Below are 22,172 nucleotides of genomic sequence, written 5' to 3'. Positions count from 1 at the left end.
CGCAAGGAACAAGGCACGAGGAGGTCGCAGGAGGATGCGGAGCGTTTTGGCACTGGCGGCGTTGCTCGTTCCGGGTGTCGCTTTGGCTGACGATTGGGTCCGGCTTGATGATGCCGGGATCACCGAGATTCTGACCACTCACGACCTGATCTACGAAAACGACGCTTTCCAGCGCTTCCTGCCCTCCGGTCGCACGCTTTACCGCTATGGCGAGACCTCTTGGGGCTATTGGCGTGCCGAGGAGGGCCGCTATTGCAGCCAATGGCCGCCTGGCGACGAATGGGATTGCTATGATGTCGAGTATGACGGCGCCACCGCGCTCCGCTTCATCGACGATTGGGGCAATGTCTCATCCGGGGTGTTTGACGAGTGATTTCTCTGGCCGCGCTTGAGGGCGTCTGGCGGCTCGAGCGCCAGATCGAGGATCGCCGGGCGAAGCTGACCGGGCACCTGACCGGCGAAGCGCATTGGGTGCCGGACGGAGACGGGCTTTTGCAGATCGAAACCGGCCTGCTCCACTATGGCGATGCCCCCCCGATGCAGGCCGAGCGGCGCTATCTTTGGCGCGATGGGACCCATGGGCTTGAGGTGTTCTTCGAGGACGGCCGCCCATTCCATAAGGTCGATCCGACAACGCCCGAAGCCGACCATTTCTGCGCACCGGACAGCTACCGCGTGCGCTATGACTTTGCCGACTCGCCGAGATGGTCCAGCCGCTGGCAGGTGACCGGCCCGCGCAAGGACGCGGTGATTTTCAGTCGATATAGTCGATAGGTTCTCAGTTTCTCTGGTGATGAACGACCAGAATGAATGTCATGATCTGTTGTTGATGAGATATAGAGCTGTCGCGAGCTACTCTCGAGGTTTCCATATGAATATATGCCCAAAGAGACCATATATGGCGATGTTATCTGCATGTGATCCAATCTCTATCTCTAGAGAATGTTGATCGACGAAGAGACCGCATCGGGAAAAGGTGATGGCGTCGGCGCCTGGGTCATCAACTCTCGGGCGAGGGGCATAATCGTGTCTTTCGCACTCATCATAAGCTGAGCTAAGGCGGCGATCTATCTCAGCCCAATATGGAGATGCCCTATCGCTCAGGGAAGAAATAACTGGTCGGCGCGGCGGCGAGTCAAAATAATGGGAAACCAGTGAAATACTGCAGCCAAGCTGCAAATCCTCTATGGTCAGTCGGTTTTCGGTAGATTCAAAATGAATCGTATAACGAGAGTTCTCAAACGAAAGATCGCCAATCACAAGAGTTCCAAATTCAAAGAGATCCGGCCTTTCCAAAGGCGATGTGCATTGAATATCACCATCAATCTCCAGCCCATCTTGTATCTGAACCCTAGGAGCTTGAGGTTCGAAGCTGCATGATACCAGCACAAAAATCATCAATACCGAAAGAACAAACCTCATATGACCACGCTCCTCAAACCCCAGCATCCATAACGATTTAACAGTCTCTCAAAGGGCTTCTCTGTTTGAACAGGCCGTAGGTTCTTTGATTATCTACGATCTCGACTGACGGTGTTTCGTGACACCCGGCGATCACCGAACCGTCGGACGGCTCGAAAAGATTCACATCGCTCAGTTTCGTCGCAACAATCTCCTCAATACTGTTTGAATTATGGCCGGAACCCCAACCAACACATTGATTTTGATCAAACCGCCCGAGGAGATCGGATATCAGACAGAACCGTCGCCAAGCCTACAGATCCCCGTCGCTTTGGGTGCTCTTAAGCAAACACCCACGCCCGGGTCTGGTTGATCGCGCTATTCGCCCGCTGCCACCCAAGCCGTGTGTTAGAGAAATCCGCCATCGCTCGTATTAATGGTGCCGCCGATTGGCTCGGCGGCCATCGGTTTCTTCGAATGCTCTCTGCTCCCACCCATTTCTCGAGGAATTTCCAACGCCGTTAGGCATGTCATCGCCAGCACCGCAGATATACGGTGCAGTTTGGTATCTCGGTCGCGCTCGTTTGAACGACATCAGCCTCGAGAGCGCGGCCCGTTTCCTTGCCGCGCCCTCTCTTCAATCAAACATCGACGCCTGCTTGATCAGCACATGAACCAAAAGACGTCCATCTCGGCGACATCTGTGATCCCGTCCAGTGTCAGCGCGTTGCCATCACCGAAATCGACAACCGCATTGCCATCGACCACTTCGGCGGCATCGGAGAAGGCTGCTTCGAAAGCGATGCCAAAATTGACAAGGAACGCATCAAGGACCAGGACATCTTCGCCAAGGGCAAAGTCGGTGATCCTGTCATTGCCACCGATGAAATGGAAGACATCTTCACCTAATCCGCCGGTCATGATGTCGTCACCGGCACCTCCGACGAGATAATCCATCCCCTCGCCGCCGTCCAAAGCATCGTTGCCCTCACCCCCGATCAGAGCGTCGTCCCCCTGCTCGCCCGTCAATGCGTCGTCACCTGCCTCGCCATCAAGATAGTCGTGACCGTCCGACCCCGTGACCGTGTCATTGCCAGCATCTGCGAAGACCATCGCCCAATCGCCTTCGGCCGTGATCTCATCATCGCCGGTTGTCCCAAATTGCACATCTGTGTCGTCGCAACCGACCATATCTGGCTCTGGTGTCGGGGTGGGTGTGGGATCTGGCTGTGGCTCGGGCTCTGGCGTTGGGGCCAGATCGGGGGTCGGCTCTGGGGTCGGGTCTGGTGCAGGGGCCGGATCTGGCTCAGGTGTTGGCACGGGCTCTGGCGCGGCATCGGGTTCGACGGACCCAGAGGTATCGCCATCGGTCCGCGCAAAGTTCTGTGTCACAACAACAGAGTCGAAGCCCTCCATGTCGCCACGTTCGATGCCAATCCCGATCTCGGTGAAGTCGGGGTTGAGAATGTTTGCGCGATGCGCGGGGCTTTCCATCAATCCTTGGTGAAGTTGGATCACATCATCCGCAATCCCATCTGCGCCACGTTCGGACTGCCAGGCGATGTTCTCGCCAGACGCCCACGAGCCTTCAAACGGATAGTTTGCGGCCTGCATACGATCCGTGGCGGATGATCCCCCCTGTCCGGTATGGGAGAATGTGTCGGTGTTGATCATCCAGGTGCTGTGATCCTCACTGGACTGGTTGAGGAGAGTGTTCAGTTTCAACGGGTTCAGACCGGCATTGGCCCTCTCCACATTGATCAGATCAAGCATCTGTCGTTCAGTTTCGCTCGCAAGTGACATAGGTCTGCCTTTCATTGCCTAGGGTTGGAAGGCCAACCAACAGCGCCGACCGGTACAAGCGCAATCACCGGCAAAACCGCGCCTGCAAACCAGCCAGCAACTGCCAAAAACGGCGCGAGGCCATCGCAGGACTTCGCTGAGAATTTTTCTGCTGGGACTATGCGGAATGCCGCCGAGCGGCCCGCATTGGCGCTACTCTTTCAGGCCGCAAGGGGTGGCACTCTGGCTCAATTCGTTTGGACCTATAGCTGTCAGCGTCGGCGCTGGCACTACTGCCACGCAACGCCCGTATCTCCTGGAACTGAAATGGGTCGCTGATTTCGGCGGGCACCATCATGCGCACCCCTGAGACCTTCCGGTCCGCAGATGTCATCCAGTGGCGGCACCGCCACCTGACCCCTTCATCAACCGATCCGCCTTTTTGCGCACCAAGACGCTGCGCAGATCATGCATCGCAAGCAAGAGCCGGTCTGTCACATCCTCTAGGTCCTCATCCGAGGCTCGGCTTTGCGCCCAATGCGTCGTCAGATTCAGATAATCGACTGCCCGGTGGATATCGTCGATGTCACGATCCGCTAGGACCGCTCGGCGCTCCTCCATCCACTCGGCAATCACGGTTTGCTCTTCGTCGGTCAGAACGTGCTCGCCATGGGGCTTCACATTGCCGTTGCGGATATTCACCACGGCAATCTCCTGCATCTCGATCCGGCGTTGGCGGTTCTCGGTATCGACCCGAAACACCGCCGCGCCGTTTTCGCGGATGCGGAAATAATACTCTGGTAGCTCTGACATCGCCTGCACCCTGCCCGTTTTCGCCAAACTATGGAGCGGCGCGAGCGGTGTCAAAGGCCGATGAGGTTCAACGGTCCGGTTTCCGGGCCACCACAAAGCGGCTGATTCCACCGGTCGGATGGGTGTCGGTCTCGACCAGTTCGAACCCAGCCCCTGCGATCACATGCTCCACATCTGCCCCCGACAGGAAGGCGACAAACGGCGCCTTACCGATAGCTTGCATCGCCCAGATCACCGGGCGCAGATACCATTTCCCACGCAAGCACACGGTTTTGGAGATGAAATACCCGCCGGGTTTCAGTTGCGCATAGGCCTGCGTCACGCCAGCGTTCATGTCCTCCAGCAGATGCAACAGATTGTAGGCCAAAACCGCATCATAGGGTGGTGTGCCAATTGTGTCTGCATCCGCCTCGGCTTGGACCACGTCGAGATTTTTCAGACCCGCGTTCCAGACCTTCTCGCGGCCGATACCGACCATCTCAGCCGAGATATCGCTGGCGGTGTACTGAGCGACCAAAGGCGCCAGAAGGATCGCGGTCGACGACGTACCGGCGCCAATCTCCAACACATGATCGCCCTCACGCAGATAGCTGCGGGTCCGCGCCATCGTGTGCTCATAGGCTTCCATATTTTTGATCGGGGATTTCGCATAGCGCGCGGCGGTACGGTCCCAAAATGTCATACTGTCCATGATGTGCTCCTTTTGGCGCCACCTACCCAGGTTCCCATTCAAAAGAAATTGCATATTTTTGTACTTATTATATGCATTTTTGCATGGATTGGCGATCAATCTCCTTCGACTGGAACCAGGTCCGGGCGTTTCTGGCCACGGTCGAAGAAGGCTCGCTGTCCGCCGCAGCCCGCGTTTTGGGTCAGGCGCAACCAACTCTTGGCCGCCAAGTCACCGCGTTGGAAGAGACGCTTGGTGTGACCCTTTTTGATCGGGTCGGCAAAAGCTTGGTCCTCACACCCTCCGGTGTCGATCTTCTCGACCATGTGCGCGATATGGGCGAGGCCGCGACCCGGATATCTCTTGCCGCCGCCGGACAGTCGCAAGAGATCGCGGGCGACGTGCGGATCTCGGCCGCCGACTCCACCGCGGCCTATATCCTGCCCGACATTCTCGCGGACCTGCGCGCGCAAGCGCCCGCGATCCGCATAGAAATCAGTGTCTCCAATGAAATCAGCGACCTGCGTCGTCGAGAGGCCGATATCGCGATCCGTCATGTCCCCCCAAAGGAGCCCGATCTGGTGGCGCGTAAATTACCGGGCAGCATGGGTCATCTATATGCTGCGCCGTCTTATCTGGCGCGTTATGGCCGCCCGCAGACCGTCGATGATCTGATCGATCACGTCTTTATCGGGGTCGACCAGACCGACCGCATGATTGAGGTCTTGCGCCAACACGGGTTGAACCTCAGCCACGCCAATTTCCCCCTTCTCTCCTCGAACACCGTCGCGATTTGGGAAATGGTCCGAAAGGGCCTCGGGATCGGGATCATGTCCGAGCAGATTGCAAGCAGAACCGAGTCTGTCGAAAAGATCGACCCGCCGGGATTTCTGCCAATCCCAGTGCCCGTCTGGCTCACCACGCACCAAGAGCTGCATACCAGCCGCCGCATTCGCCTTGTCTTTGATTTCCTGGTGGAGAGACTTTCGGCCTAACCACATGCGGTGGACATGGTTGCGTGTCGACGCCTCGCACCCCGAGTGTCATGAGGCGGAAGCGCAAATCGGCTGCTGCAGCCCCAAAAGACCTGATACCATCCAAGATGGCACCCGATTCCTCGCGCCGTGGCGCCCGGCATATCTTGAGAAAGGGAGACCTCACGCCATGTATCGCGCCTTGCTATTGGCAGTCGCAGTCTGCCTGCCGGGTCAGGCTCTCGCCGTCGGTCCCGATGATAGCCCGCCAACCCCGACCGAAACGACGATGACCTGCGATGAAGGGTTTATCTGGGATGGTGTGATCGGTCGCTGCGTGGTGATCCGCGAAAGCCGGTTGGGCGATGAGGCTCTTTACGAGGCGGCCCGCGAGTTGGCCTATGCCGCGCGCTATGGCGATGCCATCGCCGCGCTAAACCAAATATCGAACCAAGACGATAGCCATGTGCTGACCATGCTCGGGTTTACCCACCGCCAAGCCGGGCGTGTAGCGCTTGGGCTGGCCTATTATGACCGGGCCCTCGACGCCGACCCGGATAACCTTTTGGCGCGATCATATCTTGGCCAGGCGCATGTGCTGGCCGAGCGTTACAATCTGGCGCGGCAAGAACTAGACCAGATTCGCAATCGAAATGGCGCCGGCACATGGGCAGAAACCACGCTGATCCAAGCCATCGCCACCGGCCAAACCACAGATTACTAGGGAAATTCTCTATAAATCTGGCCGATTTCTACGCCGCTGCAGAAACCTACGCTTAACCCTGAAACGGGATGCTGCATCATAGGTGGGACAATGGGGTAATGGGGCAATGCAATGCTGCGGGATGCCGATTTGATAGATGACCCGGTCGCCGAAGGGGTCGGCGGGCGGTTGAGAGTGCGAAAGTTGAGCTCCGGACAAAAGGCGGCCGTGATCGTTCGGCTGCTTCTGTCCGAAGATGTGGCATTGGCGTTGGACCGGTTGACCCCGCAACAACAAGAACGCCTCGCGCGATATATGGCCACGCTCAGCCATATCGATCGCGTGACATTGGCCAGTGTCGTGCAGGAGTTCACATCCGCGCTCGACAATCTCGCGCTCACATTTCCGGACGGTCTGCCGGACGCGCTCGCTTTGTTGGAGCCATATCTCTCCTCCAACGCCCGCGACGGCTTGCTGGCCGAGGCAAATGCCAATGTTCCGGCTGATCCGTGGACCCAACTCGCGGAACTGGATGATGAGGAGCTCACACCGCTCATCGCCCAAGAAAGTGCCGAAGTGTGCTCAATCTTGCTTTCAAAGCTCGACGTCGCGCGCGCCGCGACCCTGCTTGGCAAGATGCCCGAGGATCGGGCCGAAGTGATCGCCCATGCGGTCTCGCTCACCGGCACAGTCTCCCCCGAAATGGTGGACCGGATCGGCGCAACCTTACTTACCCAGCTTGAAAACAAACCCAAGGCCGCCTTTAACGACAGCGCTGTCGACCGGATCGGCGCAATCCTGAATGCCGCTTCAGGCTCGATCCGCGACGCCATCATGGACGGGCTTGAAACGCGCGATGCCAGCTTTGCCGAAGCCGTTCGCAAGGCGATCTTTACCTTTGATCATATTCCAAAGCGCCTGAAACCGACGGATGTGCCCAAGGTTTTGCGCCAGATCGACCCGGAAAGAACCGTCGTCGCCTTCGCTTCGGGCATGGTGGAATCCCCCATCGCCGTCGAGTTCCTGTTCGAAAACATGTCAAAACGGATGGCCGAACAACTGCGCGAAGAGGCCGAAACATTCGGCACGCCCCGGCTTAGAGAGGGCGAGGCGGCGATGGCCGAAATTGTCACTGCGATCCGCGAATTGCAGGAGGCCGGTACGATCACATTGATCCCGCAGGACGAGGAAGAGGAGTAGCCGCCGCCCGTCTCGCGCCCTATCTTGGATCGGGCAACGGAAAGGCAGCGCATGGTCCTCACCTTCACCGATCGTGGCATCTACTGCCCGGCTGGCGATTTCTATATCGACCCCTGGCGACCGGTGGAGCGCGCCTTGATCACCCATGGCCATGCCGATCATGCGCGCGCCGGTCACCAAGCCTATCTCGCGACCGAGAGCGCGGCCCCGGTTCTGCGCCACCGGTTGGGTGATATTCCCTTAAAAACAATCACCTATGGCGAGACCCGCGAGATCGGCGGCGCAACCGTCAGCTTTCACCCCGCCGGCCATGTCCCGGGCTCAGCCCAGATCCGTGTCGAGGTGGCGGGCGAGGTTTGGGTCGCGTCGGGTGATTACAAAACCATTGATGACGGGCTGTCGGAACCGTTCGAGCCCGTCCGCTGCCACACATTCATCACTGAAAGCACTTTTGGACTGCCGATCTATAGCTGGCCCGACCAAGCCAGCTTGGCGCAAGAAATCAACGCCTGGTGGGCGGAAAATGTCGCCGCCGGGCGCGCCTCGATCTTGGGATGCTATTCCCTTGGCAAGGCGCAGCGGGTCTTGCGCCTGCTGGACCCGGCCATCGGCCCGATCCTGACCCACGGCGCGATCGAGGCGACCAATCAGGTGATCCGCGCCCAGGGCCTGTCTCTGCCGGAGACGACCAATGTCACCCCCGATCTCGATGCCAAAGCCTTTCCCGGCGCGATGGTTATCGCCCCGCCCTCAGCACTCGGCTCGGCCTGGATGCGCCGCTTTGGGGCGGCTTCGACCAGCTTTGCCTCAGGCTGGATGCGGCTTCGCGGTGTGCGCCGCCGCCGCGCCGCCGACAGGGGTTTTGTGATCTCGGATCACGCCGATTGGAGCGGGCTGAACGCCGCCGTTGAAGCCACTGGTGCAGAACGGGTTTTTGTCACCCACGGCTATACCGCTCAGTTCTCTCGTTGGCTGACCGAACAAGGCTATGACGCGGGCATTGTTGAGACCGATTACGGCGGCGAAACGCTTGATGACCCACAGGATGCGGAGGTCACGGAATGATCCGACAAATTGGCCTCGCCTTAACCCTGATGGTCATAGCGGCCCCCGCGCTCGCACAAGAGTTCTGCTTCTGCCTGCGCTGCACCATCGGCACCCATCGCAGCTTCTCCCCGGAGACCGAGGCGATGTCGCCCACCGTGCCCCGCGGCCTCTGCACCGTGTCTGAACGCATCTTCCCCGGCGCGGCCGACCCGCAGCCTGGCGACGTGATCCTCTACACCCATCAAACCCAGGGCCGGATCGAGATGGCGCGTGTCGTCGCCCTGCCAGGTCAAACCGTTCAGATGATCGGCGGCCTTCTCCATATCGACGCCACGCCAGTGACGATAGCCCCCCTCCCGCCATTCACCATCCAGCGCCGAGCGGACGCCACCGGTGCCTTGCCCACCTGCCCTGCCGAGACACCTGACACCGCTCCAACATGTGACATCCCGCAAAACCTGGAAACGCTGCCCAACGGTGCCAGCTATCCGATTCTGAACCTGACCGAGGGGCATCGCTTCGATGATACACCCCTGTTCACCGTCCCAGAGGATCACGTCTTCACCCTTGGCGATCATCGCGACCTTGCGCGCGACAGTCGGGTCAGCCTCTCGCGCGGCGGGCCCGGCTTCATCGGTCTACATCTGATCCTCGGCACGTTGGAGACCCCCGTGCCCTATCAGACGGCGCCCGAATGAACCGTTTCGCCGCCCTTTTCACCGCGCTGGACCAAACCACCAAAACCAGCGTCAAAACCGCGGCCCTCGCCGCCTATTTCCGCGCCGCGCCCGATGATGACAAACTCTGGACCATCGCGCTCCTGTCTGGCCGCCGACCACGCCGAACCGTGACCACAACCAAACTCCGCGAATGGGCCGCAGAAGTGGCCGGCATCCCGCTATGGCTGTTCGAGGAGTGTTACCCTGTCGTGGGCGATCTCAGCGAGACCATCGCGCTGGTGCTGCCACCCGCGACGCAGACCAGCGACCATACACTCACCCATTGGATCACCACCCTCCGCAGCCTCGACAAGGCGGAGGAAGAGGAGAAAAAGGCCGCGATCACAGCGGCTTGGGATCAGCTGCCACCAACAGAGCGCTTTGTGTTCAACAAACTGATCACCGGCGGCTGGCGCATGGGGGTGAGCCAGAAACTGATGACGCGGGCGCTGGCGCAAGCCACGGGTATGGATGAACCTGATCTGACCCACCGGCTGATGGGCAATTGGACGCCCGAGACCACCAGCTATCACGCCTTGATCGAGACGCCGGACCCGAGCGCCGATCTCTCCCGCCCCTACCCGTTCTACCTGGCCTATCAACTGGACGGCGTCCCCGAAGCCCTCGGCCCGGTCAGCGATTGGCTGGCCGAGCGGAAATGGGACGGTATTCGCGGCCAGTTCATCTTGCGCGAAGGGCAGCATTTCCTGTGGTCGCGCGGCGAAGAGTTGATGACCGATCGCTTTCCGGAATTGGCGCAACTAAAGGACTTCCTGCCAGATGGCACGGTGATCGATGCAGAGGTCTTGGCCTTCGCCGATGAAAAACCGCTGCCCTTTGCCCGGTTGCAACCCCGGATTGGTCGCAAAACCGTGCCGAAAAAACTGCTGGCCGAGGCCCCGGTGATCCTGATGGCCTATGACCTCTTGGAAAAAGACGGTGCCGATATCCGCGCGCAGCCCTTGGCGGATCGTCGCGCCGCGCTGGAGGCGATCATCGCCGATCTGCCGCCTGGGTCACCGCTACGCCTCTCTGCGGCTGTGCCGGCAACCGACTGGCCCGATCTGACCGCCGCGCGCGAGATCAGCCGCGAGGTCGGCGCCGAGGGTCTGATGCTGAAGCGCCTCTCTGCCCCCTATCTTTCGGGCCGCAAGAAAGGCGATTGGTGGAAATGGAAAGTCGATCCGCTGACCATCGATGCGGTGATGATCTATGCCCAGGCCGGGTCGGGCCGCCGCGCAACGCTTTACACCGATTTCACCTTCGCGGTCTGGAAAGACAATGATCTGGTGCCTTTCACCAAGGCTTATTCCGGCCTAACCGACGCCGAGTTTCGTGAAATCACCGCTTGGGTGCGGAAAAACACCCTGGAACGGTTCGGCCCGGTCCGCGCGGTCACCCCGCAACATGTGTTCGAGATCGCGTTTGAGGGCATTCAGGCCAGCCCCCGGCACAAATCCGGCGTCGCGCTCCGCTTCCCCCGCATGGCCCGCTGGCGCAAGGATAAGCCCGTGCAAGAGGCCAATACCTTCGAGGACCTGCAAGAGATGTTGCGGCTCTACGGCTAGCGCCTCAACCCCCAAGCCGAGATCGGCAAAGACACGCTGGCAACCGCACGCCTTGCCTGAAACCCCAAAAACTATGCTACACTGAAGCCCCGAGGGACCTTCTCAACACCAAAACAGGAGGAGAGACCAATGAAGATGAACGAAATCATCGCTTATGCCCGCTCACTCTATCGCGCCCATGGCGACAGAGCGGAAGCCGAGGCGGCGCAGCGGGTTCTGGTCGAGGAAGCCGCCGGTCGCGCAGACCAGGCCGAAACCTGGCGCCGCATTCGCCGCGCGATTCATGAGGCCAGAGGACCCCGCGCCACCTAACCGGCCAAGGCAGCGCGGATTCTGTCCGCATGCGCCGCGATCACCGCGTGGTCGCCCATCTTGCCAGGCGGGCGCAGCGACACGCCCGCATGGCGGGGCAAGATATGGAAATGTAGGTGGAACACCTCCTGCCCGCCGGCCGCCTCATTGAACTGCTGCAGGGTCACGCCCTCGGCCTCAAACGCCGTCATGACCGCATGGCTGATCTTCTGAACCGTCGCCATGCAGGCCGCCAATTGCTCCGGCGTGGCATCAAGGATATTCCGCGCCGCGCTGCGCGGGATCACCAGCACATGCCCATCTGCGCGCGGCATGATATCCATCAAAGCAACGGTGTCGTCATCCTCATAGACCCGCTCGGATGGCAGATCGCCGCTGAGGATTTTCGCAAAAACATTGTCTGGATCATAGGTCATTCACGCAGCCCTCGATGTTCAAGCCTCGGCCCAATCCGACCGTTTGGCTCAGACATAGCCCAACGATAGAGCTTAGGCCACATCCGCGACCGAAACCGGGCGACGCCCCGCCGCCCAAGCCGCCGCCGCCGCGCCAAACGCCTCGAACAAGGGGCGCGAGACCGGGTCTTCGGCGGCGCGATATTCCGGATGCCACTGCACCGACAGTGTGAAACCCGGCGCATCGGCCACATAGATCGCCTCTGGCGTGCCATCATCGGCATGGCCATCAATGATCACCCGAGAGCCGGCCGTCTTGATCCCCTGCCCATGCAGCGTGTTGGTCATCACCTCACGCGCGCCCATCAAGCGATGGAACGGGCCACCTTCCGTAAAGGTCACTTTGTGGCGGATCTCGAATTTCTCATCCAGCGTCCCGTCGGGTGGCATCCGATGGTTCATCCGCCCCGGCAAATCCCGGATCTCTGGGTAAAGCGTGCCGCCCAAGGCCACATTGACCTCCTGGAACCCGCGACAGACGCCCAAAATCGGCTGTCCGCGCGCGACACAAGCCCGGATCAGCGGCAAGGCCACCGCATCCCGCGCCCTGTCGAACGCACCATGGGCCTCGGTCTCCGCCTCGCCATATTCCTCTGGGTGCACATTAGGCCGCCCGCCGGTGAACAGGAACCCGTCACAGGTCTCCATCAACTCCTCGGTCGAGACAAAGCGCGGATCGGCCGGGATCAACATCGGCATGCCGCAGGAGACCTCGGCAATCGCGGCGGAGTTCATCGTCCCACCCGCATGGGTCGGATATTCATCATTGATCAGGTGATGATTGCCGATGATGCCAATCACTGGGCGGGCCATGGTACCTCCGTCGCGCGTTGGCCTTCTATATAAGCCATCGACGCGTGAGGAAACCCACAGCCCTCGCAGATTCCGCTGTGCATCTGCGCACCTGCCCGCAAATTGGGCACTTACGGCAGCCGTGCGGTGACTTCGATCTCGATTTTCATCCGCGCGTCCTGAAGGCCCGCAATGATCATCGTCGCCGCTGGCCGCGCCGCCCCCAGCCAAGCGCGGGTGACTGGCCAACAGGCCTCCCAATCACTGCCATCGGGCAAGATGTAATTGACCCGCACCACATCCGCCATTGAGGCACCGGCCTCCGTTAACGCCTTGTCGATATTGCGGAAACACTGTTCGGCCTGCACCGCAACATCGTCACTGATCTCCATCGTGGCATAATCAAAGCCTGTGGTTCCGGCGACGAAGACCCACCCGTCACAGACAACCGCCCGCGAATAGCCGATCTCCGCCTCAAATGCCGACCCTGAGGAGATCCGCCGCTTCACGCAGCACCCTCAAGACCCGCCGCCGCAATGCCCGCCAGCGCCGCTTCTGCGTCATTGTCCGAGGTGTCACCTGTCACGCCAACGGCACCAATCACCGCGCCCGCGCCGTCTTTCACCAAAACACCGCCCGGCACCGGGATCATCTTGCCGCCCAACGCGCCATTGGCCGCCGCGATGAAATAGGCTTGTTCCTCGGCCCGCGCCATCTGCGCCGAGCCCGGCATCCCCAACATCACCGCGCCATAAGCCTTGCCGCGCGCAATCTCAAACCGTCCCGGGCTCGCACCATCTTCGCGCTCAAACGCCAACACATGACCGCCCGCATCCAGCACCGCCACCGACAAGGGCTTCAACCCCATCGCACGGCCCTTCTCCAACGTACCGCGCACCATCGCCCGCGCCTGGTCCAGTGAAATCATCATCTCATCTCCTTCAAGGTCGTCTCAGACGCCCTTGCTTCTCTGCTTTACAAATATCCCCGCCGGAGGCAGCCGGTCAAAGACCGGCCAGCGCCTGCCAAGGGCTCCCGAATGGGGGCACGCGGCAGGCGCTCCCCCGCTCAGGCCGCCTTCTTCTGCAACCGCCGCGCATGCAGCACCGGCTCGGTATAACCGCTCGGCTGGACCCGGCCCTTGAAGACCAAATCACACGCCGCGGCAAACGCCACGCCATCGAACCCCGGCGCCATCGACTCATAGAGCGCATCACCGGCATTCTGACGGTCAACCACCTCCGCCATCTTGCGCATGCCCGCCATCACCTGCTCTTCGGACACAACCCCATGATGCAGCCAATTCGACAGGGCTTGCGAGCTGATCCGGCAAGTCGCGCGATCCTCCATCAGACCCACATCATGAATATCCGGCACTTTCGAACAGCCAACGCCCTGATCCACCCAGCGCACCACATAGCCCAGAATACCCTGAGCGTTGTTTTCGATCTCCTGGGCAATCTCATCAGCACTCAAGTTCCGCCCATCCATCACCGGAATGGTCAAGAGATCGCTCAAACTGCCCCGCGCACCGCCAGATTTAATCTGATCCTGCACCGCAAACACGTCCACCTGATGATAATGCGTCGCGTGCAAGGTCGCCGCCGTCGGGCTCGGCACCCAAGCGCAGTTGGCGCCGGCTTTCGGGTGGCCAGCCTTCTGTTCCAGCATCGCCGCCATCAAATCGGGCATCGCCCACATGCCTTTGCCGATCTGGGCCTTGCCCTGCAACCCGCAGGCCAGCCCGATATCGACATTCCGGTCCTCATAGGAACTGATCCAAGCCGTTGATTTCATGTCACCCTTCGGCAACATCGGTCCGGCTTCCATCGAGCTGTGAATCTCATCGCCCGTCCGGTCCAGGAACCCGGTATTGATGAAGGCCACCCGGTGTTTCGCCGCCCGGATACACTCCTTCAGGTTCGACGAGGTGCGCCGCTCTTCATCCATGATCCCGAGCTTCACTGTATGCTGCGGCAGGCCCAAAGCCGCCTCCACGCGGGTGAAAATCTCATCGGCAAAGGCCACTTCCTCCGGCCCATGCATCTTCGGCTTAACCACATAAACCGACCCTTTGACCGAGTTCCGTGCGCCCTCGGTCTTCTGCAGGTCATGGCGCGCGATCAGCGTGGTGATCATCGCATCCATCAGCCCTTCGAACACCTCATGGCCATCGCCATCCAAGATCGCCGGATTGGTCATCAAATGCCCGACATTCCGGATCAGCATCAGCGACCGGCCTTTGAGCGTGACCGTCTCGCCCGCCTTCACGCAGGTGCGATCTGCATTCAACGCCCGGGTGAAGCTTTTGCCGCCCTTTGCAACGGTTTCGGTCAGATCGCCCCGCATCAGCCCGAGCCAGTTACGATAGGCCACAACTTTGTCGGCGGCGTCGACGCAAGCCACCGAGTCCTCGCAATCCATAATCGTCGACAGCGCCGCCTCCAACAGCACGTCATTGACCCCCGCCGGATCGACTTTCCCGATCGCGCCATTCCGGTCGATCTGCACCGCGATATGGAGCCCATTATGACGCAGCACCAGCTCGGTCAGCGTTCCATCCTCGGCGTGATTGGCGCCGACGAACTGCGCCGGGTCGGCCAGCGCCGGGGTCATGGCATCGCCCGCAACCACATAGCCCGTCACATCCGCATGGCTGCCATCGGCCAAGGGCGCGGCCTGATCCAGGAAGCCTTTCGCCCAGGTGATCACGCGATCCCCCCGCGCCGGGTCATAGCCACCGGCCTGGGGCAGATCCCCCATCGCATCGGTGCCATAAAGCGCATCGTAAAGGCTGCCCCACCGCGCATTGGCAGCGTTCAGCGCATAACGCGCATTGGTGATCGGAACGACCAATTGCGGCCCGGCGATCTCGGCGATCTCCGGATCGGTATTGCCAGTCTCGATGGCAAACTCCGCCCCCTCGGGCACCAGATACCCGATCTCGCGCAGAAACGCCTCATAAGCCGCCGCATTATGACCCTGCCCGCGCCGCTCACGGTGCCAGGCATCGAGTTGCTCTTGCAAGGTCTCACGGGTCTCAAGAAGGGAGCGGTTTTTCGGCGTTCCCCAAGCCAAAAGCCCGGCGAAGCCGTCCCAAAACGCCTCTGGCGCAACACCTGTCCCCGGCAGCGCCTCGGCCTCCAGGAAATCCACCAATTCAGCCGCAATCTGCAGCCCAGCGCGTTCAACCCGCTCGGTCATGCTCTCCCCTCTCTTCGCAATGCATCTCGGTTTCCGCGCACTTAGCGCGAAACCCAGCCAGAGGCAAGAAAACCGGTCAACTCCTTTTACCAATACGAGAAAACATCGCCAATATACGGCGCTGGACGCCGCCCCGGCGCTGGCCTACCGTCCGTCGAAACCGCTCAAACAAGGACGTCCCGTGACCGACGCTGCCCCGCAACCGATCCATCTTTCCGACTATCGCCCGCCCAATCATCTGGTCGATGAAGTGGCGTTGACCTTTCGTCTCGATCCCAAGGCGACACGCGTGCGGGCCCGGATCGCCTTTCGCACGAACCCAGACGGCGTTGATGGGGCTGACCTGACCCTTGATGGCGAGGATCTGAAAGTGATCTCGGTGACCATCGACGGAACGCCGCTCGATGCCACCCAGTATGTTCAAACCAAAACTGGCCTAACCGTGCCTGCCGCCCATTTGCCCGGCCCGGCCTTCATCTGGGAGGCCGAGGTGGAAATTGCGCCCGAGGCGAATACCGCGCTCGAAGGGCTCTATATGTCCAACGGGATGTATTGCACGCAATGCGAGGCCGAGGGCTTCCGCAAAATCACCTATTACCCGGATCGGCCCGACGTCATGGCGCCCTTCACCGTCACAATTGAAAGCGATCTCCCGATCATGTTGTCCAATGGCAACCCGGGTGATGCGGATTTTTCGAAAAATCCGGCTGGAAACCGCGCGGTTTCCAGCACCACGTGGCACGACCCTTGGCCCAAACCCGCCTATCTCTTCGCCCTGGTCGCGGGTGATCTGATCGCTGTCTCGGACACATTCACCACGATGGAGGGCCGCGACGTCGCGCTCAACATCTGGGTCCGGCGTGGCGATGAAGACCGCTGCGATTACGCGATGGACGCGCTGAAACGGTCGATGATCTGGGATGAAAAGGTCTATGGCCGCGCTTATGACTTAGACATTTTCAACATCGTTGCCGTCGATGACTTCAATATGGGCGCGATGGAGAACAAAGGCTTAAACATATTTAACTCCAAATATGTTCTGGCCTCACCCGAAACCGCCACGGATCGCGACTTCGACTTCATCGAACGGATCATCGCGCATGAATATTTCCACAACTGGACCGGCAACCGGATCACCTGCCGAGATTGGTTTCAACTTTGCCTGAAAGAAGGCCTCACCGTCTTCCGCGACCAACAATTCACCGCCGATATGCGCTCAGCTCCCGTGAAGCGGATCGAAGACGTCTTGACGCTGCGCGCGCGGCAATTCCGCGAAGATGCTGGACCCCTGGCCCATAATGTCCGCCCGGAAAGCTATATCGAAATCAACAACTTCTACACCGCGACCGTTTATGAGAAAGGCGCGGAGGTGATCCGCATGCTGCGCCTCCTCGTCGGGGCGGAGGCCTATGATGCCGCGCTGAACCTCTATTTTGAGCGGCATGACGGCCAAGCCTGCACCATCGAGGATTGGCTCAAGGTGTTCCAAGACGCCACGGGCCGCGATCTCGGCCAGTTCAAACGCTGGTACACCCAAGCGGGCACGCCCCGCGTCCATGTCAGCGACCGATTTAAAGACGGCACCTATACGCTCCACCTTCGGCAGAAGGTGGCGCCCACGCCGGACCAACCGGAGAAGGCTCCGGCGGTGATCCCGGTTGCATTTGGCCTTTTGGCGCCCGATGGCACGGAAACACACTCGACCCAGGTGATCGAACTGGCCGAAGCGGAGGCCGAGATTGTGATCGACGGGCTCGGCGCCTGCCCCATCCCGTCGATCCTGCGGGGGTTCTCCGCGCCGGTGATTTTGGATCATCAGCCAAGTTTCGAGGATCGCGCGCTGCTTTTGGCGTTCGACACCGACCCGTTCAACCGGTGGGAGGCCGGGCGCAGCCTGGCGCGCGAGACGCTTTTGGGCATGTTGGCCGACGGTGCAAGGCCACAGCCGGTCTTCCTGGATGGGTTGGCGCGCGTGGCCAGCGATGACAGCCTCGATCCCGATTTCCGGGCATTGGCTTTGGCCCTTCCCTCAGAGGATGACCTTGCGCAAGGCGCTGTCGATGCCGGGATCGTGCCAGACCCGCTGGCGATCCACAGCACGCGCAAGACCCTGCGCCAGGCGATTGGGTCGCATCTACAGCCAGTGCTCGATACCCTTTACGCCGAAATGGACCCCGGCCCCAGCTACAGCCCCGAGGCCAGCCAAGCGGGCAAACGCGCGCTCCGCAACACGGCCCTGGCGCTCACCGCGCATCTGGATGGCGGGGCGCGCGCAAAGGCCCATTACGATGCGGCCAGCAACATGACCGATCAACTGGCCGGGTTCGCCAGCCTATTGGAGCTTGGCCACGCCGAGATTGCCACGCGGTTCCATGATCAATGGCAGGATGACCGGCTGGTGATGGACAAATGGTTCACCCTGCAAGTGAGCCTCGCCGCGCCGGATCAGGCCGTGGCCATCGCCGAAACCCTCACCGCGCATCCGCTTTTTGACTGGAAGAACCCCAACCGGTTCCGCGCTTTGGTCAGTGGTCTGGCCGCCGGCAACCCGGCGGGGTTCCATGACCCCTCCGGCGCGGGCTATGCCTTCCTGGCCGACTGGCTCATCCGGCTCGATCACCTCAACCCGCAAACCGCCGCGCGGATGTCCACCGCCTTTGAGACTTGGCGCCGCTATGACGCCGATCGGCAGGCCCTGATCCAGGGCCAACTCGCGCGGATCGCCGACACTGAAGGCCTCAGCCCCGATCTCTCGGAAATGGTCGCACGGATGCGCGGCTAGCGGATCACCTGGGTCACTAGCCACAGCCCAGAGATCAGCACCGGCTGGTGGACCAGGTACAAGATCAGCGAATGCCGCCCCGGCCACGCCAAGAGCCGGGCGGTGTGCCCCGGCACATGCGGGCGCGGCATCCACCCGGAAAGATCGACAAACCGCGTCAGCGCCAGGCCCGCCAGAAACGGCGCCAGCCACGGAAACACCGGCTCATAGTCAATTGTCGGCGGCCAACTCGTGCCCAGCCCGGTCCAATAGAACCAGGGCGCATTGAACATCTCGAACCGCGCATATTGCGGCAGGAAAAACACGCCCATTGCCACCGCTAGAGTGACCAAAACCGGCAGCCGCAGAAACGCCAACCCGATCACACTGCACAGCGCGATGGAATGCAAAATGCCAAAGAAAACAAAACTCTGCGGCATAACCACATAGGTCGCCACAGAGATCAATGCCGCCGCGCCGCCAACCATCGCAATCCGCCGCCAGAACGCAGGCCAGCGGATGCCGCGCCCATGCGCCAACCATAGGCTTACCCCCGCCAGGAACAGAAAGCTGCCCGCAACCAGCTTGGCAAACAGCGCCCAGCCACCGGTGACGGCCGTTTCTGGCGGCACATAGCCGAACAGCGCCAGATCGAAGATGAAATGATAGATCACCATGCCGGCGAGCGCCGCCGTGCGGGCCAAATCCAAGGCCACGATCCGGCCTGGAACGCTGATTTCTGATTGTGCTCTCATCTCATCTCGCTCTTGCGCGCCCTACCCTAGCGGCCCGTCAACGATCCGCCACCCTATATCCGCTGATCGCCGCTCACGGGGCTCTATCGTCATGGCCGCGTCATACAAAGGGTGTTTTTGCGCCTTATGACCATCGCGGCTCGCACCGATCCTTTGATTGCCGAACGGGCACCCTGGTTGTTCTCCGACAGGCCCGGGACGCGGCACGTGCGCGCGTTGCTGAACATGCTTTTGGCCTACAATCGTACCTTGGATTTGGGCGAGACACTTAGCCCCTTGCCGATGCCAGAGATCATGGCTCGTTTGGCCGGTCTGATCGCGCAAGATGTCACAGTTCGGGGCCTCGCCCATATCCCGACGGAGGGGCCCGCTCTGATCGTCGCGAACCACCCGACCGGGATTGCCGATGGGATTATCCTGCACCATCTCATCGCCCGGCGCCGCAATGACAGCTTCATCATGGCAAATGCGGATATCCTGCGCGTCTTACCACAGATGGCCGATCTCATCCTCCCGGTGGAATGGCGTACTGAGAAACGGTGCTATGCCAAAACCCGCGCGACGATGCACGGGCTGCATCGCGCGCTGGACGCGGGGCGGATCGGTGTGATCTTCCCATCGGGGCGGCTCGCCAAACGCCACGGTCTGCGGCTAGAGGAGCGCCCGTGGATGGGTTCGGCGGCAATGATCGCCCGGAGATTCGAGCTTCCGGTGATCCCGGTTCATATCTGCGCCCGCAACTCCGCCCTGTTTTACGCCTTCGATGCGCTGCACCCCAGCTTGCGCGACATCACGCTCTTTTATGAAACGCTGAATAAGGCCCGCCAACCGTTCCGCATCAATATAGGCGCGGCCATCGCGCCCAGTGCCTTACCTGCCGATGGCCCATCTGCGATCGAAATGCTGCGCGCCCGAACCCTGGCGTTGGGCGGACGCGAGCGGACTCACGGGTTTTCTCTGCTGCGGGCCAGCCGCCCATCTTTGGCCAAGGTTGGGCCTAAGCTTTCCCCAGACACGCCACATTGCAGGCTCAATACTTTCTTATGCAACGGCCATGACCAGTGACTTTGAATATCGTGCCCGTCCGGGCAATCTTGCCTTGAGTGCCACGGCCTTTGGAGTCCTGGTATTATTGACCGCTTTTCTATGGCAGTCCGTGCCGGGATTGGTGCTGTTGTTGCTGATCCCCGCGCTTTGCGTCTGCTTCTGGCAAATCGTTGTAACCCCGGTTTATGGGCTGCATTTATCCCCCGAGTGTTGGCATATTTTTGAAGGTCCGCGCGACCGCAGCCTGCCCGCGCGATCGATCGCGCATCTGCGTGTCTATGACGGGGATGGCCCGACGCGATGCACCATCGTGATGACCGATGGGACCGAGGTGAAGCTGCATCACATGGCTGTGCCCGACCCGACCGTGTTGATCCGTGAAGCCACCAATCGCGGGGTCCCCGTGCGCGAGGGTTAACCCGCTTCTGCAAGACCCGCGAAAGGTTCAGGTCGCGGCACCGGCAAAACCGGCTCTGGCACCAGCCCGACCGGTCGGATTTGCGGCCGTGTGGGTGGACGGCAATAATCTTGCTGACGCACCCAATTCCGCATCTCTTCGCGCTTCCGCCGCGAATGAAATGGCCCCCAATCGGCAGCTACACCGCGCATCCCTTCTGAGACCACCCCGTCGCGCGGCACAGTGATGGCCATGATCCGAATGCCGCACCGCAGATTGGCTGCGCCATCCAGCAGCGCCTGGCCCGACCGCACCTCGCAATTGCGCCAGCGCGCCGTGCCGGGCGCGATCTGCACCAGGCCGAACCAGCGCCCGCCGCCGCCGACCGCTCGCGGCCGATGGGTGCTTTCATGAAACGCCAGCGTCGACGTAAGCCCGGCCCAAAAGGCCGCGCGCTGCGCCCGATCCGCCGCTTCATAGGCCGGGCACCAAGCCTCGATATCTTCGGGCACCACATCCATAAGACCGGCGCCATGCCCTCTGAGCGCGCCCATGACGGCAAGACTCCATCGTGCACCACGCGGGTGGCCATCCCACATCATATCGGGCATCGCCCATTCCGGTCGCGATAGCGGCCGCAGGCTCACCCGCGGCGCTTGGGTCTCGGGCTCGATCGGTTCAAGAAACTCGGATTGCGGCGTCAAAGTCATCGCACCAACCGTCACAGTTGGCCCGGCCTGAGCCGCCGCCATCCCTGGCAACAAGCCGAAAACAAGAACATAGCAAGTGTCGCGTAAGCGCATAACCTGGCCCCCTCCAGATAACACGGACCTCAGGGTGACGATGCGTTAACCATTGCGCAAGCCCGTGAGTTGCCCGATTCGGGAAACAATCCACAGGGCTGTGGATTACTCCTGGCAGTAGCTTTGCTGCGACACCCAAGCGCGCATTTCCTCGCGCTTGTTGCGCATGACCATCGGACCCCAATCCGCGGCGACACCACCGCCGCCAGCGGAGATCACACCGTCGCGCGGCACGGTCGTCGACCAGATGCGCAGGGCACATTGCAAATTGGCCTCGCCATCTTGCAGCGCAGTTCCACTGCCCGCGCCGCAGCCATAGCCGCGCGCGGTCGCCGGCGCGATCTGAACCAGGCCAAACCAACGGCCCCCACCGCCCACCGCTTCAGGCCGCCACGTGCTTTCATGCTTGGCCAAAGCGGACAAAAGTCCAGTCCAAAACGCCGCGCGCTCCTGCACGCTGGCCTCTGGGTAAGCGGGGCACCAGGATTGGATGTCGCCCGGTACGGTTTCTGTCAAAACAGCCGCGTCTGTGGCCAGCATTTGCAGCGACGCATCGGTCCACAATCGTCCCTCCGGTCGGAAGTCCCACCGCATCGGGGGCGGCATATCGGTTGTTGAAACATCCGGCGTGGCCGACACGCAGCCCGACAGGCCGAAACAGGCCAGCAAAACCATGGCAAAGACACGCATTAGATTGGACCTCAAACGGAAACAATGAGCAGGCCAACTAATCTGCCCGGTCGGGCGGAGTGGCACAAGGGGCTGCGCA

General features: G+C 60.9%; 24 protein-coding genes. 12 read left to right on the top strand and 12 right to left on the bottom strand.

The features are described from left to right. Positions 1-34: 34 nt before the first annotated feature. Entirely contained in the window at positions 35-373 is a 339-nt protein-coding gene (locus GTF44_RS06585; protein ID WP_171558411.1) for a hypothetical protein, read from the top strand. Then, on the top strand, positions 370-774 hold the full coding sequence (locus GTF44_RS06580) for a DUF6314 family protein (protein WP_367383362.1): 405 nt from the start codon (positions 370-372) through the stop codon (positions 772-774). Before GTF44_RS06585 ends, GTF44_RS06580 begins: the two co-directional genes overlap by 4 nt. Positions 775-852: 78 nt before the next feature. Here GTF44_RS06580 and GTF44_RS06575 read toward each other — a convergent pair whose 3' ends face one another. From GTF44_RS06575 to GTF44_RS06555, 4 genes are all read right to left on the bottom strand, one after another. Next, positions 853-1,422 (bottom strand): hypothetical protein, encoded by a 570-nt coding sequence (locus GTF44_RS06575; protein ID WP_171558409.1) that lies wholly within the window; start codon positions 1,420-1,422, stop codon positions 853-855. A 642-nt stretch (positions 1,423-2,064) separates the two neighbouring features. Further along, on the bottom strand, positions 2,065-3,174 hold the full coding sequence (locus GTF44_RS22080) for a CAP domain-containing protein (RefSeq protein WP_253261159.1): 1,110 nt from the start codon (positions 3,172-3,174) through the stop codon (positions 2,065-2,067). Between the two features lie 399 nt (positions 3,175-3,573). Then, the gene (locus GTF44_RS06560) at positions 3,574-3,996 is read right to left on the bottom strand and encodes a hypothetical protein (protein WP_171558407.1); all 423 of its coding nucleotides are present in this window, start codon (positions 3,994-3,996) and stop codon (positions 3,574-3,576) included. A 67-nt stretch (positions 3,997-4,063) separates the two neighbouring features. Continuing rightward, positions 4,064-4,687 (bottom strand): class I SAM-dependent methyltransferase, encoded by a 624-nt coding sequence (locus GTF44_RS06555; protein ID WP_171558406.1) that lies wholly within the window; start codon positions 4,685-4,687, stop codon positions 4,064-4,066. Positions 4,688-4,770: 83 nt separating this feature from the next. Here GTF44_RS06555 and GTF44_RS06550 point away from each other — a divergent pair, with 83 nt between their 5' ends. The 7 genes from GTF44_RS06550 to GTF44_RS06520 all read left to right on the top strand — a co-directional run bounded on the left by GTF44_RS06550 (position 4,771) and on the right by GTF44_RS06520 (position 11,189). Beyond that, a complete protein-coding gene (locus GTF44_RS06550; RefSeq protein ID WP_171558404.1) occupies positions 4,771-5,661 on the top strand; it encodes a LysR family transcriptional regulator in 891 nt (296 codons plus the stop codon). A 169-nt stretch (positions 5,662-5,830) separates the two neighbouring features. Beyond that, positions 5,831-6,364: a tetratricopeptide repeat protein gene (locus GTF44_RS06545; RefSeq protein WP_171558402.1), complete on the top strand. Its 534-nt coding sequence runs from the start codon at positions 5,831-5,833 to the stop codon at positions 6,362-6,364. Positions 6,365-6,475: 111 nt separating this feature from the next. After that, the gene (locus tag GTF44_RS06540; protein ID WP_145210176.1) at positions 6,476-7,543 is read left to right on the top strand and encodes a flagellar motor switch protein FliG; all 1,068 of its coding nucleotides are present in this window, start codon (positions 6,476-6,478) and stop codon (positions 7,541-7,543) included. 51 nt (positions 7,544-7,594) lie between these two features. Beyond that, positions 7,595-8,608, top strand: coding sequence for a ligase-associated DNA damage response exonuclease (locus GTF44_RS06535; RefSeq protein ID WP_171558400.1), 1,014 nt, complete (start codon positions 7,595-7,597; stop codon positions 8,606-8,608). Beyond that, positions 8,605-9,288 (top strand): signal peptidase I, encoded by a 684-nt coding sequence (gene lepB / locus GTF44_RS06530; RefSeq protein ID WP_171558398.1) that lies wholly within the window; start codon positions 8,605-8,607, stop codon positions 9,286-9,288. Before GTF44_RS06535 ends, lepB begins: the two co-directional genes overlap by 4 nt. After that, the gene (locus GTF44_RS06525) at positions 9,285-10,877 is read left to right on the top strand and encodes an ATP-dependent DNA ligase (protein WP_171558397.1); all 1,593 of its coding nucleotides are present in this window, start codon (positions 9,285-9,287) and stop codon (positions 10,875-10,877) included. Before lepB ends, GTF44_RS06525 begins: the two co-directional genes overlap by 4 nt. A gap of 129 nt (positions 10,878-11,006) precedes the next feature. Further along, on the top strand, positions 11,007-11,189 hold the full coding sequence (locus GTF44_RS06520) for a hypothetical protein (protein WP_145210189.1): 183 nt from the start codon (positions 11,007-11,009) through the stop codon (positions 11,187-11,189). On the opposite strand, the gene GTF44_RS06515 is transcribed toward GTF44_RS06520, so the two are convergent. From GTF44_RS06515 to GTF44_RS06495, 5 genes are all read right to left on the bottom strand, one after another. Beyond that, positions 11,186-11,605, bottom strand: a complete 420-nt coding sequence (locus GTF44_RS06515) for an HIT family protein (protein WP_171558395.1) — start codon at positions 11,603-11,605, stop codon at positions 11,186-11,188. The two genes, GTF44_RS06520 and GTF44_RS06515, sit on opposite strands and share 4 nt — an antisense overlap. Positions 11,606-11,677: 72 nt before the next feature. Next, positions 11,678-12,457, bottom strand: coding sequence for a gamma-glutamyl-gamma-aminobutyrate hydrolase family protein (locus GTF44_RS06510; RefSeq protein WP_171558393.1), 780 nt, complete (start codon positions 12,455-12,457; stop codon positions 11,678-11,680). Positions 12,458-12,567: 110 nt separating this feature from the next. Continuing rightward, the gene (locus GTF44_RS06505) at positions 12,568-12,945 is read right to left on the bottom strand and encodes a Rid family hydrolase (protein WP_171558391.1); all 378 of its coding nucleotides are present in this window, start codon (positions 12,943-12,945) and stop codon (positions 12,568-12,570) included. Then, positions 12,942-13,367, bottom strand: a complete 426-nt coding sequence (locus tag GTF44_RS06500) for a heme-binding protein (RefSeq protein WP_145210201.1) — start codon at positions 13,365-13,367, stop codon at positions 12,942-12,944. Before GTF44_RS06500 ends, GTF44_RS06505 begins: the two co-directional genes overlap by 4 nt. 137 nt (positions 13,368-13,504) lie before the next feature. Next, positions 13,505-15,640: a malate synthase G gene (locus GTF44_RS06495; protein WP_171558390.1), complete on the bottom strand. Its 2,136-nt coding sequence runs from the start codon at positions 15,638-15,640 to the stop codon at positions 13,505-13,507. A gap of 181 nt (positions 15,641-15,821) precedes the next feature. On the opposite strand from GTF44_RS06495, the gene pepN reads away from it, so the two are divergent. Next, on the top strand, positions 15,822-18,422 hold the full coding sequence (pepN, locus tag GTF44_RS06490) for an aminopeptidase N (RefSeq protein WP_171558389.1): 2,601 nt from the start codon (positions 15,822-15,824) through the stop codon (positions 18,420-18,422). On the opposite strand, the gene GTF44_RS06485 is transcribed toward pepN, so the two are convergent. After that, positions 18,419-19,156 (bottom strand): heparan-alpha-glucosaminide N-acetyltransferase, encoded by a 738-nt coding sequence (locus GTF44_RS06485; RefSeq protein WP_171558388.1) that lies wholly within the window; start codon positions 19,154-19,156, stop codon positions 18,419-18,421. The genes pepN and GTF44_RS06485 overlap by 4 nt on opposite strands. 126 nt (positions 19,157-19,282) lie before the next feature. On the opposite strand from GTF44_RS06485, the gene GTF44_RS06480 reads away from it, so the two are divergent. Both GTF44_RS06480 and GTF44_RS06475 read left to right on the top strand, forming a co-directional pair. Beyond that, positions 19,283-20,221 (top strand): lysophospholipid acyltransferase family protein, encoded by a 939-nt coding sequence (locus GTF44_RS06480; protein WP_171558386.1) that lies wholly within the window; start codon positions 19,283-19,285, stop codon positions 20,219-20,221. Continuing rightward, positions 20,211-20,621, top strand: a complete 411-nt coding sequence (locus GTF44_RS06475) for a hypothetical protein (protein ID WP_171558384.1) — start codon at positions 20,211-20,213, stop codon at positions 20,619-20,621. The genes GTF44_RS06480 and GTF44_RS06475 overlap by 11 nt, the downstream gene beginning before the upstream one ends. Here the strand turns inward: GTF44_RS06475 and GTF44_RS06470 are convergent. Further along, positions 20,618-21,403 (bottom strand): transglycosylase SLT domain-containing protein, encoded by a 786-nt coding sequence (locus GTF44_RS06470; protein ID WP_216364875.1) that lies wholly within the window; start codon positions 21,401-21,403, stop codon positions 20,618-20,620. The two genes, GTF44_RS06475 and GTF44_RS06470, sit on opposite strands and share 4 nt — an antisense overlap. Before the next feature lie 105 nt (positions 21,404-21,508). Continuing rightward, complete coding sequence (locus GTF44_RS06465; protein ID WP_171558383.1) at positions 21,509-22,093, bottom strand: transglycosylase SLT domain-containing protein; 585 nt, start codon at positions 22,091-22,093, stop codon at positions 21,509-21,511. Positions 22,094-22,172: the final 79 nt, after the last annotated feature.

Origin of the sequence: Roseobacter sp. HKCCD6576-2 (assembly GCF_013179285.1) — a bacterium.
Classification (GTDB): Bacteria; Pseudomonadota; Alphaproteobacteria; order Rhodobacterales; family Rhodobacteraceae; genus Rhodophyticola; species Rhodophyticola oceani.
Note: the sequence above shows the minus strand (reverse complement) of the source record. Positions and strands in the feature narration are given on the sequence as shown.